Consider the following 19,587-nt stretch of genomic DNA (forward strand, 5'->3'; position numbering starts at 1 on the left):
GGAGATGAATGAAGTGGATATAAAAGTAAATAAGAAATTTTTATTAGATACAGCAAAAGAAATATTAATGTGCGATAGTCCAAGTGGTTTTTGCTATGAAGTTATGGAAAAAGTAAAAAATATTGCAGAAGGATTTGGATATAAATTTGAATATACTAATAAGGGTTGTGGAGTTATAACTATAGAAGGAGAAAGTGATGAGAAAACTATAGGGTTATCAGCCCATGTAGATACTTTAGGAGCTATGGTTAGATCTGTAACTAGTTCTGGTGCATTAAAGTTTACTGTAGTTGGAGGACCAACTGTACCTACTTTAGATAGTGAGTATTGCAAAATAAGAACAAGAGAAGGAAAAATATATACAGGAACCTTTTTAAGCACTAGTCCTTCAACTCATGTTTATAAGGATGCATCTTCAAAATCTAGAGATGCAGAAAATATGGAAATAAGGATTGACGAGGTAGTTAAGTCTAAAGAAGATGTTAATGCTTTAGGAATATTTCCAGGAGATTATATTTTTATAGATCCTAAAACTACAGTTACAGAAAGTGGCTTCTTAAAATCAAGGTTTATTGATGACAAGGGAAGTGTAGCTGCCTTATTAGCTCTTTTAGAATTATTACATAGAGAGGGAAAAAGGCCTAAATATAAAACAAAGATAATGATTACTGTATATGAGGAGGTTGGTCATGGAGCATCTTATATTCCACACGATATAACAGAAATGTTAGCTGTTGATATGGGATGTATTGGGGATGATTTAAGCTGTACAGAATATGATGTATCTATCTGTGCTAAGGATTCTGGTGGACCATATGATTATAATATGGTAACTGACCTTGTTAACCTTGCAAAGGAAAATAATTTAGATTATGTGGTAGATATATACCCTCAATATGGATCAGATGTAGGAGCAGCTCTTAGAGGTGGAAATAACATAAGAGGAGCTTTAATTGGGCCAGGGGTTCATGCTTCACATGGTATGGAAAGAACACATTATAGTGCTTTGGAAAATACTGTTAAATTAGTTTGTTTATATATAACAAAGTAATAAAGAATACTCCAGTATATTTGTGCTGGAGTATTTTTTGTTTATTTAAAAATAGTATGAGTAAAATAAATATATGATCATTCTTTACAGAAAATTTAAATTTAATACGTTGTTGAAATAATGAAAATACTATTATAAGATTGCTTTTGTACGTTTTTTAGGGAGGACTTAATTATGAATAAAAAAACTATATTATCAAAAACAGTTCTATTTATATTTATAATACTATTTATAACAACATTTATAAAAATATTTGGGGAGGAAAATACACTAATAGCAGTAACAACGGTAACAGGGGCCTTAATGTTTTTAGAGAATGATTTAACTTTAAATGCTGCAAGAAATGCATTAGTTCTTATTGGATTTAATGTATTTTTAGGAATAATGTCATATTTAGCTACTAGCAATATGTATTTAGGAGTTTTAATTAACTTTGCAGTAATGTTTATCATTGGGTTTACTTTATGTCATAACTTAAAATCTCCTACTTATCTTCCCTTTTCGCTTCAATATATTTTTATGTTATCATCACCTATATCTTTAGAGAAGTTACCAAATAGAATTGGTTCACTTATATTTGGAGCCTTAGTAATTATGGGAGCTCAACTTATAATAAATAGGGATAAGGTTTCAAAAGCTGGAGATAAGTTGCTAACAAGTATATGCGTTAATTTAAATGAAAAAATAAGGTTACTTGAAAGAAAAGAGAATACAGAAGTGATAGACAGTAGAATAAAAGATGAAATTAGTAAGTTTAGAAAGGTTATATATGATAAAAGAGAAAGAGAGTTCTACTTACCTGAGGAAAGTAGAATTAAACTAGATATATTAGTTGCACTATCAAGAATAAACCTTATATTAAATGAGGTGAAAAATAGTGAAAAGATAGATATACTAGAAAAGAAGGTTATTCCTCTTATTGAAAATATTAAAGTTTGCTTAGAAGACAAGAAAAATTTAGAAAACTTAGATTCTCTTTTTAATGAGATAATTATAGAAGAGGAAATAACAGACTATATATCATTAAAGATAATAAATATTATTGAATTAATAGAAGATGATTTATATAGTTTAATTAAATTAGAAAAGAAAGACTATAATTTGGTTAAAAGAAGGGGCGAAATTCCAGAAAGCTATAAAAGGGCATGGAGATGCAGACGTGAAATATCAAGAGACTCATTAAGATTTACATATGGGTTTAGATTAGGGATTGGAATAGCATTTAGTGCATTTATAGTGGAATTTTTGGGGCTTGTAGATGGAAGGTGGATATATTTCACTGTAAATTCCATAAATCAACCACAGTATGAGATGTCTAAGAAGAAGAGTTTGGATAGAATTTTAGGAACATTTATTGGAGTGATTATAATTACAATACTCTTTTCAGTATTTAAAGATACTAGCATTAGAGGGATAATAATTATGGCAACTGGATATGTATCAAGCTATCTTGTTCAATATAAATATAAAATGATTTGTACAACTGTATCTGCAGTAGGAGCTGCATCTTTAATAGGAAATGTAGGAGAGCTTGGTGGAGTTAGAATTTTATATGTAATTATTGGAGTAATAATTGCAATGTTAATAAATAAATTTATATTTCCATTTAGCATTAAAGATTCAACAATAAATTTAATTAATACATATAATCATATAGTAGAAAAAATGATTAAAAATGTATCTGATTATATTAATGAGGTAACTATGGATGAAGAGATGAAGAACCTTATATTATATTCAGGATTAATAGAAGAGAGGTTGACTAGTATTAATTCAAGTGATAATTATGATAAATTATCAAGATATCTTACAGAGCAACATTTATTAGTTATGAATATATATGACTTATATAGATGGATTAGAAAAGATGAAATAAGTAAAGATAAAGTATTGAAATCTATAGAATATATTAAAAACAACAAGGAAATATTTACTGAAGAAAAAATGTTATCAATTCAAAATGAAATAGGAAATTCTAGTTTTAATAAAGATAAACTTTTATTTATTAGCACCATAGAAGTTTTAGATGGTTTTTCAAAAATAAGAAATATTGATATAAAAATATAGTAAAAATAATGTATAATGTATTTTATAGATAAAACATGGGGGAAAAGGTGTATGATAGAAATTATTTATAGAAATACAGTAGAACAATGGATTGAATGTGCTAGTTTTGCATCTAAAAAATCAAGGGATGAGAAGAAGTTAGATAGACCAAGAATATTTTTAACTTCAGCTTGTGCAGTTATTTTTGTATTTACAATATTATCAGGTCAAATACCAGTTTCAATTATATTTGGATTATTAGGGATAGTATTTTATTTCTTCTATCCAGCATTACTTGAAAAAATGACTAGGAGAGCTTTTAAGAGAATGGCTAATAAAAGAGATTTGCTACCTAATGGAGATGTTAAACTCGTTTTAAATGGAGAAAATATTATTGTAGATATAGAAGAAAAGAGTAGAACAATAAGTATTAAGGATGTAGCAGATGTTACAGAAATATCGGAATGCTTATTTATTGAGTTTAAGAATAAGGATGAGATTAGTTTAATAGTTCCTATTAATGCGTTTAAGAGTGAAGAGGATGTAATAGAGTTTAAACAAAAATTAAAACAGAAATAAATTAAAAAGTCACCATACAGAGTAGTATGGTGATTTTTTAATATCTAGACCAGTTATAAAAATTAATTTGTTATAAATCAAAGTGAGAAATACAATTTTATATTAATAAATATCTATTTCTCCGTTTTTAATCCAGTTTTATGTGGCAATAACCAAAGGGATTTTTCTTTAAATACTTTTGGTGATATTCCTCAGCAGGATAGTAGTTTTTTAAAGGTTCTACTTCCACTACTATTTTTTTATCATATTTTTTTGCTTCTTCTAAAATTTTACTATCTATTAAGTTTAAATCATCTTTATCTAAATAATATATTCCAGTCCTATATTGTTTTCCTTTATCATTACCTTGTTTATTTAAGGAAGTAGGGTCAATTATAGAAAAGTATTTATCAATTAGATAATCTAATTTAACCTTAGATTCATCATATAGAATATATACTGCTTCAGCAAATCCTGTATCTGTTCTACAAACAAGTTCATAGGTAGGATTTTTTATATTACCATTTGCATAACCAACTTCTGTTTTTGTTACTCCATTTATTCTAGAAAAGAACTCTTCAACGCCCCAAAAACATCCCCCTGCAAATACAATTTCTTTCATAAACAATACTCCTTTCTTAATAAATTATATTTATTGTTTGTAAAAATTTTAAAAACATGTTTAGTATTAAATAAAAAAGTCGAAAAGTAAAGGAAATGTTAATTAGGGAGAGGAAATAATGACTTTAAGTATTGGCAAAGAAAAAATAGGGGATGGAACAGAGATTATAGAAATGTTAATTAAAGCTTTTGAAGATATCGAATATAGTGATAAAAAAGAGCATGAGTTAGTAGAGGCTTTAAGAGAATCAGAAAATTATATTCCAGAACTATCTATAGTAGCAAAAGTAGATAATAAGATTGTTGGATATATTTTATGTACAGAAGTTAATATAATAAATGGGGAAGATACTAATAAAGCCTTAGCAATAGCACCATTTGCAGTATTACCAGAGTACAGAAATAAAAAAATAGGAAGTAAAATGATAAAAAGGGCATTTACTAAGGCTAGTAAGCTTGGTTATAAAGGAATAGTTGTTCTAGGATATAAAAGTATTTTTGAAAAGTATGGATTTAAACCAGCTTGGATTTATGATGTAAAAGCACCCTTTGATGTACCGGAGGATAACTACATGGTTAAGGACATTAAAAAAGGATATTTTGATAATGTAAAAGGAACAGTAGAATATGCTGAAGCTTTTAAAGATTTTTAAAAAAATGCTGTATCAACATTAGTTTGATACAGCATTTTTTATTATTTATCCTTTTTCATTCTTAGGAATATCTTTAATATTTCATTAATTACTAATGGAACTAGTGAAATTAATATTACTAGAATCCAATCATTTAATGTTAATGCATAAACTTTAAATACACTTGCTAAGAAAGGTATTGTTATTACAGCAAATTGTACTAATATACCAAAGACTATAGATGCAATTAAATACTTATTAGTAAATAAACCTACTGAAAAAATTGATTTTTTAGTACTTCTCATATTTAAAGAGAAAAATAATTGAGATACACTAAGCACTACAAAAGCCATTGTTTGAGCATGCATTAATGAATTTGGATAAATTCTTTCTCCAAGTTTAAATGCAAAAAGTGTTAGAATACCAATTAATAGCCCATTGACTGCTAGGTATATTCCCATATGGCCAGCAAATAGACTTTCTTTAGGACTTCTTGGCTGTTCTTCCATAACAGAAGAGTCTTTAGGGTCTACTCCTAATGATAGAGCGGGAAAACTATCTGTAATTAAGTTTACCCATAGAATATGAATAGGTAAAAGTGGAGTATTCCAATTAAGTAATATAGCAACAAACAAGGCAACTATTTCACCTAAGTTACAAGAAAGTAAGAATATAATAGCTTTTTTGATATTGTTGTAGATGTTTCTGCCTTCTTCCACTGCGTTTACAATAGTAGAGAAGTTATCATCAGTTAGTATCATATCTGCAGCACCTTTAGCAACATCTGTACCTGTAATTCCCATAGCCACACCTATATCTGCCGCTTTTAGTGAAGGAGCATCATTTACCCCATCTCCAGTCATTGAAACTATATTTCCGTGAGACTTAAAGGCTTTTACGATTTTTACTTTATGCTCTGGAGAAACCCTAGCAAAAATTCTATAGTTATTTACTATTTTATTAAATTCCTCTTGGCTATAATTATCAATTTCGCTACCAGACATACATTGATTTATATTATCTGCCATTCCTAATTCGTTACCAATTGCAAAAGCTGTGTTTTTATGGTCTCCTGTAATCATAATTGGGATTATACCTGCTTTTTTACATTCAACTATAGAAGCTTTTACTTCTTCTCTTGGTGGGTCTATCATACCCATAAGACCTATAAAGATTTGGTCTTTTTCTAGGCTGTCTATAGGTACATTTTTATTATCAATTTCTTTATAAGAAGCACCTAAAACTCTTAATGCTGTATCACTCATAGAGTTTGATGCATCTAAAAGCTCTTTTTTCTTTTCTTCTGTAAGAGGTACTATTTCACCATTTATAAGAACTTTATTACATATTTTAAATAGGGAGTCTATAGCGCCTTTTGTATATACTTTAAACTTATTTTCATAAGCATTTACAGTGGTCATTAACTTTCTATCAGAATCAAAAGGTATCTCATCAACTCTTTTATGCTCCTCGTTTAATGAGTCTTTAAATAGATTAACTTTATTACCTACATCAAGTAATGCTATTTCAGTAGGATCTCCAGTTTTAGAAGTTTCGTTAGAAGTAGCATCATTACATAAAACCATCGCTTCAACTAAAAGTTCTGTTGAATTATCTTTAATATCTATGTTATTTATAGGTACAAGAGAATCATTTATATATATCTTTTTAACAGTCATTTGATTTATTGTAAGAGTTCCTGTTTTATCAGAGCATATAATACTTACTGATCCTAGAGTTTCAACAGCAGGTAGTTTTTTTACTATAGCATTGTGTTTAATCATTCTTTGTACACCAAGAGCTAAAACTATAGCTACTATTGCAGGAAGCCCTTCAGGAATTGCGGCTACTGCTAATGAAATTGCAGTTAATAGCATTTCAAACCAATCTCTTCCTTGGAACATAGATAAAATAAAGATGATTACACATATTCCAATGGCTGCAAAACCTAGAATTTTACCGAGTTGTGCTAAACGCTTTTGAAGAGGAGTAGATTCTTCTTCTTCATCATCTAACATTTTTGCAATTTTTCCTATTTCAGTATCCATTCCTGTTGCAACTACAATACCAGTACCACGTCCATAGGTAGCTAAGGTGGACATATATGCCATATTAACCCTATCTCCTACAGGGGCTTTTTCATCCTCAAGTACTATTTTTGCATCTTTTTCTGCTGGAACAGATTCACCTGTAAAGGCTGATTCTTCAATTTGAAGATTGGCTGTTTCTATTAATCTTAAATCAGCAGGAATGTATCTTCCAGCATCAATTATTACAATATCACCAGTTACAACTTCTTCAGATGGTATTTCTATTAACTCACCATTTCTTTTTACCAATGCTTTAGGTGTACTTAGTTGTTTCAGGGCTTCAAGAGCTTTCTCAGCCTTTGATTCTTGTACGACTCCAATTGTAGCATTAATAAAAATAACTATAAGGATTATAATAGAATCACTTATTTCACCCATTATTCCAGAGATAACTGCGGCAGCAATTAAAATATAAATCATAGCATCATTTAATTGCGCTAGGAATAATTGAACCATAGTTTTCTTTTTCTTGCTAGCTAATTTGTTTTCACCATTCTTTTGTAATCTTATTTTTGCTTCTTCAGAGGTTAGTCCATTTAAAGAATCTGAATTTAATTCTTTAATTACATCAGTAGAATCTGTATTAAACCACATATATATCACCTCAATAATATTTTCTATCAATACTATTAGTATATAGTTAAGATAAATAATTTATCCTTTATAATAGATGGAAACTAATAGATAAGACGAATAAGATTATTATAACAGTAAAAGAAATAAAAGGGAAAAAATAGAAGAAGAAAATTAGAATGAAGTCGGATGATTAGTTATATTAATAAGAAAAATAATATTAATAATATATCTTTTAAAAATTCTTTTATTATAAAAGTTCTTAGAGGGAGTCATAAATATAAGAACATATATTTATATAAATATATATTAAAAAAATAAAAGGCTGCAAATAAATCACAGCCTCTTATCATTAATTAAATTAGTTTTCCATAAGATAGATTTCTCTTTTGAATTTTAATTTTGAAATCTCTTTCGTATATTCTTATAGCACCTTTTTCCTTTGGAGTTACTAAAGAAATAGTTATTCCAGAATTATTTCCTCTAGCTGTTCTACCAGCTCTATGTAAGTACTCTTCTGAATTTTTAGGAAAGTCTAGGTTGATAATATGAGTTATATTATCAATATCTAAACCTCTTGCAGTCATATCAGAAGAAATTAAAATATTTATCTTACCATTTCTAAAACTTTCTAAAGCATTTTGCCTTTCTTCTTTTGTTAATCTGTTATGCATAGCAAAAGCTGATTTATTATGATAATTTAATTTATCCTTAACTATGTTAATATCAAAAGACTTATTAACAAAGACTAATGCCTTCTCAGGGTTTACTGCAGATAATAACTTTCTTAGTACTTCAACCTTTTCTCTTTGATCAACTTCTATATAGTAATGTTCTATATTTGGATTTAAGGAAACTTGTTGTTTGTTTTTATAGATAATAGGATCCTTCATAAGTTCCTTTGCAGTACTTAAGGTCTTATTGCTAATAGTAGCTGAAAAAATAAGAAGTTGTCTATCTCTCATTGTTTTCTTAACTATGTCTTTAACAAAGTTTGAGCTAGTGTTATCTAAAAGGTTATCTCCTTCATCAATAACAATGGTTTTAATTTGATGAGATGCAATTTTCTTTTTATTCATTAAGTCCAATACTCTACCAGGAGTACCTACTATTATATGTGGTTTTACTTCTTTTAGTTTCTTGATTTGTTTATCTATATTAACATCACCAATAATATTTAGAGAAGTAACAGCTTTTTCTGAATTTGTACTAAGTAATTTTATTTGATTATTAATTTGCATTACTAGTTCATGAGTTGGAGCTAGAATAAGTACTTGCATTTCTCTTTTAGTTTCATCAATTTTTTGAAAAATTGGAGCAAGAAAGGCTAGTGTTTTACCACTTCCTGTATGAGCTTCACCTATAACGTCCATTCCATCTAATATATCTGAAATGGATAGGGATTGAATTTCAGTTGGGGTTTCAATTCCTTGTTTATTTAATCCATTTATTATATTTTCATTTAGTCCTAATTCTTTAAATGATTTCATTATAATCTCCTTTTAATAATAGTTTTATTTAGCATAAGTTTTATTATATACATTTTAATCAAAAAGTGCGAGTTATATTATAACATGAATGGTGGTAGCTTATGTATTTTTTTGATATAATTAGTCACAGGAAGGATGATAACATGGAAATAGGAAGAGTTACACGAGGCACAATTAATAGAGAAGAAAGAAAGACTGTTTCAAATAGAAAGGATTTTTCTCAAAGCTTTAATCAAGCTAAGGAAAGAAAATCAGAAGAGCAATTAAAGAAGATGGTAGATGATATAAAGAAAAAGGGTAATAGGTTGGTTATTACTAAAACTTATGCCGATGTTAGACTTTATAAAAAAATGATTAAAGAATACCTAGAATCTGTTCTTCAATTTATGTATGATACCCAAAAGGATATTAGCTTTTGGCAAACTCAATATTTTATTACAGTAGATACTGTAGATGAAAAATTAGAGGAGTTAACTCAAGCTGTATTAGGTGAAGAAAAGGAAAATATGAGTATAGCTGCTACAATAGATGAAATTCAAGGATTAATTGTAGATATTTATAGATGAAAAAAGGAATCAAAATTGATTCCTTTTTTTCTTACCTTTAGTACTAAGGGAATAAATATCTATCTCATTTTTTTATCTATTATCTGCCATAAGTTTAGTTCTAAGTGGAATATAGATTAATGTTAGCAAACATAAAGGAATAAAGAATAAAATTCTCATATTATATGAGCTATATAATAGTAATAATAATAATGTACCGAATATAATGCCAAAACTTCCTTCATATTGTGATAATCTTTTTATATTTACATTATCTTGTAGTGATTTATATAGACTAACTAGTTCAGATCTTCCTAAATAAAGATTAGAAAACATTGCAATAAATCCTGTAATAATAAAAGAAAAAGCAAGTACTTTTAATAAAAATATCATTAGACTTCTCCTCCTACAATGAAATTCTTTACACTTATATTATATTTCTTTATTTACTCTAAAGTACATAGCTATAATCTAAGGAGACTGGACTCAATAATCAAAGTGATACTTTAAATGATTTCACTGTACAATTATGGTAAATAACTTTAATGTGAAATGAAATTTCTATTGAAAAAAAGAGATAAAAGTATAAGTTTAGTAAAGTTAACAATTTAAATTTAATGGATAATCATTATTAATAAATATGGAAAGTAGGTAGGAATTTTTTGCATATTGTAGTAATATAAAATGAGAGAAATAAAAAAGGGGGAATAAAGAATGAAAAAGAAATTAGCAGTAATTATAGTAGCATTATTTTCTTTAGGATTGTTTGCTGGATGCTTAGGGTCAGAGCCTAAGGGAACTAAGGAAGTTAAAGTTGTTATTCCTGATGGCTTACCAAGTATGGCCTTAGCTAAAATGATTAAAGAAAAACCAGAAGTTATGAAAGGGTATAATATTAATTACACAATTGAAAAAACTTCTGAAAATATAGTTACATCTGTTCTTAAGGGGGAAGCTGATATAGCTGTTGTACCTTCAAATGTAGCAGCCACTCAATATAATAAAAATGCAGGATACCAAATTGTGGGTACTACAGGATGGGGATCATTCTATTTAATATCAGCAGATGGAGAGAAAACTTTAGACCAACTTAAGGGACAAGAAATTTACAATATAGGAAAGGGTTTAACACCTGATATTGTTACAAGAACAGTTTTGAAGGATAAGGGATACGATCCGGATAAAGATTTTAATTTTTCATATGTAAATGGAGTTACAGAATTGGCACCAACTATACTGGCTGGAAAGACAAAATATGCAGTGATTCCAGAACCAGCACTTTCCCAAGTCTTATCAAAGAAGTCTGATATTAATGTAATAATGGATTTTAATAAAGAATGGAAAACTCTTAATAATTCAGAATATGGTTTTCCGCAAGCTACAATTATAGTTAAAAAAGAACTTATAGATAATGATAATAAATTTGTGGAAAAGTTCTTAAAGGAAGTTGAAAATAGTTGTAATTTTGCAAATGAAGATGGTGAAACTTTGGCAGCATATTGCGAAGAAATTGGAGTTTCAGCAAATAAAGCAATTATCCCTAAGGCTGTAGAAAAGGGGAATATAAAATTTGCAAAAATAAAAGGTACATCTGAAGAGTATATAAATTATTTTAATAAACTAAACGAATTTGATCCTAAGACAATAGGAGGAAAGGTTCCAGATGAAGGAGTATTCATGGAAAAATAGAAGGCAAAGGTTATTGGCTTGTTTTGTGCTATTAATTCTATGGGAAATAATAGCTGTAAAAATTAATAATAACATATATCTTCCAAGAATTGAGGAAGTATTAGTTTCTATGGGGGATATAATATGGAGTGCTGATTTTTTCCAGAATGTAATAAGTAGTTTATATAGAACTTTAATTAGTTTTTCAATAGCTTTAGTATTAGCTATTATCTTAGGGGTGCTTTCAAAACAGTACCCCTTCTTTAGAAATTTTTTAAGTCCTTTAAATGCAATAGGTAAGACTATTCCAACAATGGTTTTAGTAGTATTAGCTTTGATTTGGTTTAACAAGGATAAAGCACCATTTGTAGTAGGGTTTGCTATAGTATTTCCTATCTTATATGAAGGCATAATTAATTCATTAAATGGAATAGACAATAAAATAGTGGATATGTGCAAAATATATAGAGTTTCTACTATAGAAAAAATTAAAAAAATATATATTCCAATAATAGTGTTTTATATAATGAATATCTTAATATCATCTTTTTCTTTAGCATTTAAGGTTGTGGTTGCAGGAGAAGTACACGGACAACCTAAATATGGTATAGGTTCAGCTATTCAATTGTCAAAAATGAATTTTGATACAACATCAATTTTTGCTTGGATTGTTCTAATAGCAATAATTTCAGTGATTTTTGAATGGGCTAATAAGGTACTTATATCTAAGGTTAATAAGTGGAAGTGAGAGGAAAAAATATGAGCGATTTAATTATTAAAAACTTGTGCAAAAGCTTTGATGAAAATGAGATATATGAAAACTTTAATATTGAATTTAGTAAAGATAAGATAAATTGTATTATTGGAGCTTCCGGTGGAGGTAAAAGTACACTTTTAAATATTATCGCAGGTTTGTCTTCTAAAGATAGTGGAGAAATAATTGGAGTAAATAATGAAGATATAAGTTATATATTTCAAGAGGATAGACTTATATCTTGGCTTACTATAAAGAAAAATATGGAGTTGTTTCTTTATAACTATTTTACTAAGGAAGAGGGAGAAAAGAGATTAAAGGAAATATTTAGCTTATTACATATTTCAGGTATTGAAGATGATTATCCTGAAAAAATAAGTGGCGGTATGAAGCAAAGAGTTAATATAGCAAGGGCTCTTTTAAAGCCTTCAAAAGTAATTTTAATGGATGAGCCTTTTAAGTCCCTTGATTATAAAACTAAATATTCAATAATGAGCGAACTTAAAGAAATATTCAATAAAGAAAACAGATTAGTTATATTTGTTACACATGATGTGGACGAAGCTATTTTTATGAATGGTGTAATTTATGTGTTAGGTGGAAAGCCATTTAATATAAAGGGAATATTTAAAAAGAATTTATTAGAGAGTAAGCAGGAAATAATAAAATTAATATAGTAATTGTTGAAACTAAGGAGGAAAAATGTTTAAAAAGTTTATTAGATTTTATAAGCCATATAAAAAGCTGTTTATATTAGATTTATTGGCAGCATCATTAGCGGCTGCAATAGATTTAGTTTATCCAATGATGACAAGAGAAATAGTGGACAATGCTACAAATCATGGAGAACTAAGAGTAATTGGAGTATTTGCAGTGACTTTAATTATTTTATTTTTAATTAAAGCAGGATGTGGATACTTTATGCAGTATCAAGGACATGTTGTAGGTGTAAGAATGCAAGGAGATATGAGAAGAAAGGTATTTAATCATCTTCAAAAATTACCTAATACCTACTTTGATAACACAAAAACTGGTGACATTATGTCAAGAATTATAAATGACCTACAAGATATTTCAGAGCTTGCACACCATGGTCCTGAAGATTTGTTTATATCAATAGTAATGTTAATTGGTTCATTTATAGTTTTAAGCAGTATAAATTTAACTTTAACCTTAATTATATTTGCCTTTATTCCTATAATAGTTATATTTACAATGTATCAAAGAAAGAGAATGAATAAAGCTTTCTTAAAAACTAGAGTAGAAACTGGTAAGGTAAATGCAGGACTTGAAAATAGCATTAGTGGTATAAGGGTATCAAAAGCCTTTGTAACACATGATTATGAGGAAGAAAAGTTTGAAGAGGGAAATAAGAGCTTTATGAATGCAAGAGAAGGTGCATATAAAATAATGGCTCAATACTTCTCAGGAGCTAACTTTTCATTAGATATTCTTAATTATGTAGTTTTAATTGCCGGGGGAATATATACTTTTAACGGCAGTATTACTGTAGGAGATTTTACAGCGTATCTTTTATATATTAAGGTGTTTATGGACCCAATTAAGAAGCTTATTAACTTTATGGAGCAATTCCAAAGTGGTATGACAGGATTCCAAAGATATGTTGAGATACTTGCAGAGGATAGAGAAAAGGAAAAGAAAGATGCAATTGAATTAAAGGATGTAAAAGGTAAGATAACCTTTAAGGACACATACTTTAGTTATGAAGATAATCAAATTTTAAATGGATTATCAATAGAGATAGAAGCTGGAAAAACTCTAGCTCTTGTTGGTCCTTCAGGTGGAGGTAAGACAACCTTCTGTAATCTTATTCCAAGGTTTTATGATATAGATAAAGGTGATATCCTAATAGATGATAAGAGTATTTATGATGTTACTTTAAGTTCTTTAAGAGAAAATATTGGTATAGTTCAACAAGAAGTATTCTTATTTACTGGTACAATAAAGGATAATATAAGATATGGTAATATGGAAGCTAGTGATGAAGAGGTATATGAAGCTGCAAGAAAAGCTAATATGCATGATTTCATTATGAGTTTAGAAGATGGCTATGATACTTATATTGGAGAAAGAGGAGTTAAGCTTTCAGGGGGACAAAAACAAAGAATATCTATTGCAAGAGTATTCTTGAAAAATCCTCCAATACTTATTTTAGATGAAGCAACATCTGCACTAGATAATACTACAGAGTATTATATTAAGAAGTCTCTTGATGAATTAGCTAAAGGAAGGACAACTATAGTAGTTGCTCATAGGCTTTCTACAATTAGAAATGCAGATGAAATTATAGTTCTTACAGATAAAGGTATCGAAGAGAGAGGAACTCATGAAGAGTTAATGAATATAGAAGGTATATATAAAAAATTAAATAAGTTTGTGCATAATTAAGTTCATTAAGAGGATATATTAAGTGATTATTACTTTATATATCCTCTTTAATTTTTGTAATAATAAAGGCACAGTAAAATAGAATTTAATATAAAGAAATTTATATTGGAGAAGGTGGAAGTTTTGATTAGTGATATTTCATCAGGAGAGTTAAATAATTTTTTACCCCTTTCATGTAGTTTCTGCGGCATGGGATTTCGCATGAGAAAAGATGAGGAAGGGAAAGATTTCTTTTTTCAAAGGAATGATAGTACAGGAGAGGAATGGTGTATTTGTTTTGAATGTAGAGAATTAAATAAATTAGATAGAAAGAATAAAAATAATGTAAATACAGCAGAATAAATATAGGCTTATGGTTGACATAGGACATAAATTGAGATACAATAAAGAAAATGAAACATACCCCTAAGGGGTATAAGGAGGTAATAAAATGGTAAACCATATTAATGATAGTAATTTTAATGAAGAAGTACTTAATGCGAAAGGAGTAGTAGTTGTTGATTTCTTTGCAACTTGGTGTGCACCTTGTAAGATGTTAGCACCTGTTTTAGAAGAGGTTGCTTCAGAAATGGGAGAAGTTAAGGTGTTAAAGATTGATGTGGATGAAAGTCCAGAAACAGCTACAAAGTATGGCGTTCAAAGTATACCTACAATAAAGATATTCAAAGATGGTGCTGAAGTAGAAACAAAAGTAGGATTTATGCCAAAGGATATATTAAAGGAAGCTATAGAAGAGGTTCTTTAATTTCTAATGGATAGATATGATATAGCTATTATAGGTAGTGGGCCTGCTGGATTATCAGCGGCCCTTAATGCTAAGATAAGAAATAAATCATTTATATTATTTGGTACGAGAAATCTTAGTTCAAAGGTACAAAGAGCACCAAAAATAAATAACTATTTAGGATTCCCTAATTCTACAGGAAGTAAGCTTGGAGAAGCTTTTAGAGAGCATATAAGCTCTATGGGAATAGAAATTACTGAAGAAAGAATAAATAATGTTTATTCTATGGGTGAATACTTCACTTTAATGGCAAATGATAAAATGTACGAAGCTAAATCAATAATTTTAGCAACAGGAGTAGAGTTCTCGAAGCCTTTAAAAGGAGAGTTAGAATTCCTAGGTAAAGGTGTGGGGTATTGTGCAACTTGTGACGCTCCTTTATATAAAGGAAAAACCGTATGTATAATATCTTCTAATGAAGAAGGGGAACATGAAGCTAACTATGTAAGTGAACTTGCAAGTAAAGTTTATTATATTCCATTATATAAAGGTAACTATAAATTAAATGACTCAATAGAGTTAGTTGAAGATAAACCAACTGAGATTGTTGGAGAAAGTAAGGTTTCTAAGCTTTTATTTAAATCAAGAGAGATAGAAGCAGATGGGGTATTCTTATTAAAGGATGCCATATCTCCATCGCAATTAGTACCAGGACTTCAAGAAGAGGAAGGTCATATAAAGGTTGATAGACTTATGAAAACAAATCTTAAAGGATGCTTTGCAGCTGGAGATTGTGTTGGTAAGCCCTATCAGTATATAAAAGCTGCTGGTGAAGGAAATATTGCTTCATTAAGTGCAGTTTCATATTTAGATGGAAAATAAGAGAGGGATACCTCTCTTATTTTTTTGACCTAATATTTTGAAAATTTACATTATTGTGATATAATATAAAAATATTATACATCCAAAAGCTGTAATCATTATTGGGGTATAGCATAGTATATAAAATATAATGAGAAACAGTTGATAAAAGGGGGTGAATCTTTATGGCAGTGAGGGATTATAGAGAAATGTATATAAGTACAATTCTTAAACTTGGAAGAGGTGAGATTCAAGAGGGGAATGAAATATCTAGACCTTACTTAGCGAAATTAACACTTGAAGAATTAAAGCTTTTAGCAGAAAAATTACAAGGTTAATTGGAAGGGGAAAAAATGTGTTCATCTATTAAATAAGAGAGAGTAGCAAGAAAAGTTATAGCTACTCTTTTTTATTTTTAGTATAATTTATAAAAGTAAAGGATAGGGAGGTAAAAGTATGTTGGCAATTGTTAGCTTAATTATTTTGATACTTATCTTTGGAGTTATATTTTTACACTATTCTTCAGAATTAGCCTTTAAAAGGATATTTTTAAAACATAAGAAGAATAAAGAAGAGGCATTTCTATATTTAAAAGATAAAGGAATTTTAGATGAGGAAATTTATAATGAGGAAGATATTTTTAATGTAAAAATTAAATCTTCAGAGGGATATACCTTAAGGGGGTACCTTATTGAAAAATATAAGAATAATAAATATATGATACTTGTTCATGGGTATAGTGCTAATTATCATATTCATATGCCTTTTGCTAGATTGTTTTTAAATGAAGGGTTTAATGTTCTTTTAGTAGATCAAAGAGCACATGGCGGAAGTGAAGGAAAGTATACTACCTATGGATATTATGAAAAGAATGATATAGATGGGTGGATTAAGTATTTAGAAGGGAAGAATGGAGAAGATATATATATAGGTCTTCATGGTCAGTCATTAGGAGGAGCAACTGTATTAATGTGTGGAGTTAATAATAATAAAGTAAAATTCATCATTGATGACTGTGGTTTTTCTAATGGAAAAGAAGAAATAAAGCACGAGTTTGATAAACAAAGATACATTCCTTTTAAACCTGTATATTGGTTACTAAGAAAAAAGATTAAATGTAGATGTAATTTTGATATGGATGAAGTTAATCCATTAAAAGAAATACAGAATTCTAATAAGCCAATTTTATTTATCCATGGGAAAGAGGATAAGTTAGTTCCATATACTATGGCAGAAGATATGTATAATAAAAGAGCTAATAAGGAAGATATATTATATTTGGTTGAAGATGCAGATCATATGGAATGCTATGGAGCAAATAGAGAAAAGTATGAAGAGGTAGTGAGAAAATTCATTAGCAAGGTAAATGGTGAAAATTAAATCATAAGATAAAGAGAAATAAAGGAAAAAGGAGTAAATTACATAAAAAACTAAAAAAATGAATGGATTTGTTTGGAAAGTAAATTATAATTTTGGGAAAAGTGTGATATAATAACAAATGTCTTTGGTCCCTTGGTCAAGAGGTTAAGACGCCACCCTCTCACGGTGGAATCAGGGGTTCGATTCCCCTAGGGACTACCATTCAAGCTATACCAATGCTTTAAAAGTTTTGGTATGGCTTTTTTTAATGTCTAGGAAATCATAAAATTTTAGTAAGACTAATTTTTAGATGTGTAGGGTTTTATTGGGTTTTTGTAGAATTAGTTTTTTTATAATATATTAGAAACTAACCCTAGTGTGTCTACATAAGAAATATAGAGTATTATTGCAATATATAAAGAGATTTAAAGATAAAATTGTTATATTTACATTTTAATATACTAATGATAAGAATATAGATGATATTATAAGTCTCGTTCCTCAGCACAAGAGGTCGCAACAAAAGATAAAAAAGTTGTTGACAAGTTTCGATGAGGGTGTTAAGATAAGCAAGTCGCTTGAGTGCGACACACAAATTGGTCTTTGAAAATTGAACAGAATATAAAGTTAAAAACCAGCAATTCTTTTTTACGAGTAAACTTGAGAAATCAAGTAGCAAGATTAAACTTTTTATTGAGAGTTTGATCCTGGCTCAGGACGAACGCTGGCGGCGTGCCTAACACATGCAAGTCGAGCGATGAAGTTCCTTCGGGAACGGATTAGCGGCGAACGGGTGAGTAACACGTGGGCAACCTGCCTTATAGAGGGGAATAGCCTTCCGAAAGGAAGATTAATACCACATAAGATTGTAGCTTCGCATGAAGTAGCAATTAAAGGAGCAATCCGCTATAAGATGGGCCCGCGGCGCATTAGCTAGTTGGTGAGGTAACGGCTCACCAAGGCGACGATGCGTAGCCGACCTGAGAGGGTGATCGGCCACATTGGGACTGAGACACGGCCCAGACTCCTACGGGAGGCAGCAGTGGGGAATATTGCACAATGGGGGAAACCCTGATGCAGCAACGCCGCGTGAGTGATGACGGCCTTCGGGTTGTAAAGCTCTGTCTTTGGGGACGATAATGACGGTACCCAAGGAGGAAGCCACGGCTAACTACGTGCCAGCAGCCGCGGTAATACGTAGGTGGCAAGCGTTGTCCGGATTTACTGGGCGTAAAGGGAGCGTAGGCGGATTTTTAAGTGGGATGTGAAATACCCGGGCTCAACCTGGGTGCTGCATTCCAAACTGGAAATCTAGAGTGCAGGAGGGGAAAGTGGAATTCCTAGTGTAGCGGTGAAATGCGTAGAGATTAGGAAGAACACCAGTGGCGAAGGCGACTTTCTGGACTGTAACTGACGCTGAGGCTCGAAAGCGTGGGGAGCAAACAGGATTAGATACCCTGGTAGTCCACGCCGTAAACGATGAATACTAGGTGTAGGGGTTGTCGTGACCTCTGTGCCGCCGCTAACGCATTAAGTATTCCGCCTGGGGAGTACGGTCGCAAGATTAAAACTCAAAGGAATTGACGGGGGCCCGCACAAGTAGCGGAGCATGTGGTTTAATTCGAAGCAACGCGAAGAACCTTACCTAGACTTGACATCTCCTGAATTACCATGTAATGTGGGAAGTCCCTTCGGGGACAGGAAGACAGGTGGTGCATGGTTGTCGTCAGCTCGTGTCGTGAGATGTTGGGTTAAGTCCCGCAACGAGCGCAACCCTTATTGTTAGTTGCTACCATTTAGTTGAGCACTCTAGCGAGACTGCCCGGGTTAACCGGGAGGAAGGTGGGGATGACGTCAAATCATCATGCCCCTTATGTCTAGGGCTACACACGTGCTACAATGGCCGGTACAACGAGATGCAATACCGTGAGGTGGAGCAAAACTATAAAACCGGTCTCAGTTCGGATTGTAGGCTGAAACTCGCCTACATGAAGCTGGAGTTACTAGTAATCGCGAATCAGAATGTCGCGGTGAATACGTTCCCGGGCCTTGTACACACCGCCCGTCACACCATGAGAGTTGGCAATACCCAAAGTTGGTGATCTAACCCGTAAGGGAGGAAGCCACCTAAGGTAGGGTCAGCGATTGGGGTGAAGTCGTAACAAGGTAGCCGTAGGAGAACCTGCGGCTGGATCACCTCCTTTCT

General features: G+C 30.5%; 18 protein-coding genes, 1 tRNA gene and 1 rRNA gene. 16 read left to right on the top strand and 4 right to left on the bottom strand.

The features are described 5' to 3' along the window. Positions 1-67 precede the first annotated feature (67 nt). From DR024_RS04375 to DR024_RS04385, 3 genes are all read left to right on the top strand, one after another. Positions 68-1,051, top strand: coding sequence for a M42 family metallopeptidase (locus tag DR024_RS04375; RefSeq protein ID WP_373207770.1), 984 nt, complete (start codon positions 68-70; stop codon positions 1,049-1,051). A gap of 174 nt (positions 1,052-1,225) precedes the next feature. Beyond that, positions 1,226-3,118 carry an FUSC family protein gene (locus tag DR024_RS04380; protein WP_034866204.1) on the top strand — a complete coding sequence of 631 codons (1,893 nt, stop codon included), beginning with the start codon at positions 1,226-1,228 and terminating at the stop codon, positions 3,116-3,118. Positions 3,119-3,169: 51 nt separating this feature from the next. Continuing rightward, positions 3,170-3,676, top strand: a complete 507-nt coding sequence (locus DR024_RS04385; RefSeq protein WP_027098102.1) for a hypothetical protein — start codon at positions 3,170-3,172, stop codon at positions 3,674-3,676. A gap of 127 nt (positions 3,677-3,803) precedes the next feature. Here DR024_RS04385 and msrA read toward each other — a convergent pair whose 3' ends face one another. Further along, positions 3,804-4,277 (bottom strand): peptide-methionine (S)-S-oxide reductase MsrA, encoded by a 474-nt coding sequence (gene msrA / locus DR024_RS04390; RefSeq protein WP_027098101.1) that lies wholly within the window; start codon positions 4,275-4,277, stop codon positions 3,804-3,806. Between the two features lie 118 nt (positions 4,278-4,395). On the opposite strand from msrA, the gene DR024_RS04395 reads away from it, so the two are divergent. Next, the gene (locus DR024_RS04395; protein WP_027098100.1) at positions 4,396-4,929 is read left to right on the top strand and encodes a GNAT family N-acetyltransferase; all 534 of its coding nucleotides are present in this window, start codon (positions 4,396-4,398) and stop codon (positions 4,927-4,929) included. Between the two features lie 41 nt (positions 4,930-4,970). Here DR024_RS04395 and DR024_RS04400 read toward each other — a convergent pair whose 3' ends face one another. Both DR024_RS04400 and DR024_RS04405 read right to left on the bottom strand, forming a co-directional pair. Further along, the gene (locus tag DR024_RS04400; RefSeq protein WP_055185304.1) at positions 4,971-7,592 is read right to left on the bottom strand and encodes a calcium-translocating P-type ATPase, PMCA-type; all 2,622 of its coding nucleotides are present in this window, start codon (positions 7,590-7,592) and stop codon (positions 4,971-4,973) included. A gap of 335 nt (positions 7,593-7,927) precedes the next feature. Further along, positions 7,928-9,061: a DEAD/DEAH box helicase gene (locus DR024_RS04405; RefSeq protein ID WP_034866199.1), complete on the bottom strand. Its 1,134-nt coding sequence runs from the start codon at positions 9,059-9,061 to the stop codon at positions 7,928-7,930. A 143-nt stretch (positions 9,062-9,204) separates the two neighbouring features. Between DR024_RS04405 and DR024_RS04410 the strand changes: the two genes are divergently transcribed. Then, positions 9,205-9,627, top strand: coding sequence for a YaaR family protein (locus DR024_RS04410; protein WP_027098097.1), 423 nt, complete (start codon positions 9,205-9,207; stop codon positions 9,625-9,627). Between the two features lie 72 nt (positions 9,628-9,699). Here the strand turns inward: DR024_RS04410 and DR024_RS04415 are convergent, their stop codons facing one another. Continuing rightward, positions 9,700-9,999 carry a hypothetical protein gene (locus DR024_RS04415; RefSeq protein ID WP_027098096.1) on the bottom strand — a complete coding sequence of 100 codons (300 nt, stop codon included), beginning with the start codon at positions 9,997-9,999 and terminating at the stop codon, positions 9,700-9,702. 321 nt (positions 10,000-10,320) lie between these two features. Here DR024_RS04415 and DR024_RS04420 point away from each other — a divergent pair, with 321 nt between their 5' ends. The 11 genes from DR024_RS04420 to DR024_RS04465 all read left to right on the top strand — a co-directional run bounded on the left by DR024_RS04420 (position 10,321) and on the right by DR024_RS04465 (position 19,585). Then, the gene (locus DR024_RS04420; RefSeq protein WP_027098095.1) at positions 10,321-11,295 is read left to right on the top strand and encodes an ABC transporter substrate-binding protein; all 975 of its coding nucleotides are present in this window, start codon (positions 10,321-10,323) and stop codon (positions 11,293-11,295) included. After that, positions 11,270-12,022: an ABC transporter permease gene (locus DR024_RS04425; protein ID WP_027098094.1), complete on the top strand. Its 753-nt coding sequence runs from the start codon at positions 11,270-11,272 to the stop codon at positions 12,020-12,022. The genes DR024_RS04420 and DR024_RS04425 overlap by 26 nt, the downstream gene beginning before the upstream one ends. Before the next feature lie 11 nt (positions 12,023-12,033). Further along, complete coding sequence (locus DR024_RS04430; protein ID WP_034866196.1) at positions 12,034-12,705, top strand: ATP-binding cassette domain-containing protein; 672 nt, start codon at positions 12,034-12,036, stop codon at positions 12,703-12,705. Positions 12,706-12,730: 25 nt separating this feature from the next. After that, positions 12,731-14,437 (top strand): ABC transporter ATP-binding protein, encoded by a 1,707-nt coding sequence (locus DR024_RS04435; protein ID WP_027098092.1) that lies wholly within the window; start codon positions 12,731-12,733, stop codon positions 14,435-14,437. Between the two features lie 201 nt (positions 14,438-14,638). After that, a complete protein-coding gene (locus DR024_RS17625; protein WP_172458917.1) occupies positions 14,639-14,779 on the top strand; it encodes a hypothetical protein in 141 nt (46 codons plus the stop codon). Positions 14,780-14,867: 88 nt separating this feature from the next. After that, positions 14,868-15,182: a thioredoxin gene (trxA, locus tag DR024_RS04445; RefSeq protein ID WP_027098090.1), complete on the top strand. Its 315-nt coding sequence runs from the start codon at positions 14,868-14,870 to the stop codon at positions 15,180-15,182. 6 nt (positions 15,183-15,188) lie between these two features. After that, the gene (locus DR024_RS04450; RefSeq protein WP_027098089.1) at positions 15,189-16,043 is read left to right on the top strand and encodes an NAD(P)/FAD-dependent oxidoreductase; all 855 of its coding nucleotides are present in this window, start codon (positions 15,189-15,191) and stop codon (positions 16,041-16,043) included. Positions 16,044-16,207: 164 nt separating this feature from the next. Then, positions 16,208-16,360 carry a hypothetical protein gene (locus DR024_RS17630; protein ID WP_153246633.1) on the top strand — a complete coding sequence of 51 codons (153 nt, stop codon included), beginning with the start codon at positions 16,208-16,210 and terminating at the stop codon, positions 16,358-16,360. Positions 16,361-16,478: 118 nt separating this feature from the next. Further along, positions 16,479-17,402 carry an alpha/beta hydrolase gene (locus tag DR024_RS04455; RefSeq protein ID WP_027098088.1) on the top strand — a complete coding sequence of 308 codons (924 nt, stop codon included), beginning with the start codon at positions 16,479-16,481 and terminating at the stop codon, positions 17,400-17,402. Between the two features lie 126 nt (positions 17,403-17,528). Next, positions 17,529-17,603, top strand: a tRNA-Glu gene (locus DR024_RS04460). Between the two features lie 467 nt (positions 17,604-18,070). Continuing rightward, positions 18,071-19,585 (top strand): 16S ribosomal RNA (locus tag DR024_RS04465). Positions 19,586-19,587 lie beyond the last annotated feature (2 nt).

The organism is Clostridium paraputrificum (assembly GCF_900447045.1).
Taxonomy (GTDB): Bacteria; Bacillota; Clostridia; order Clostridiales; family Clostridiaceae; genus Clostridium; species Clostridium paraputrificum.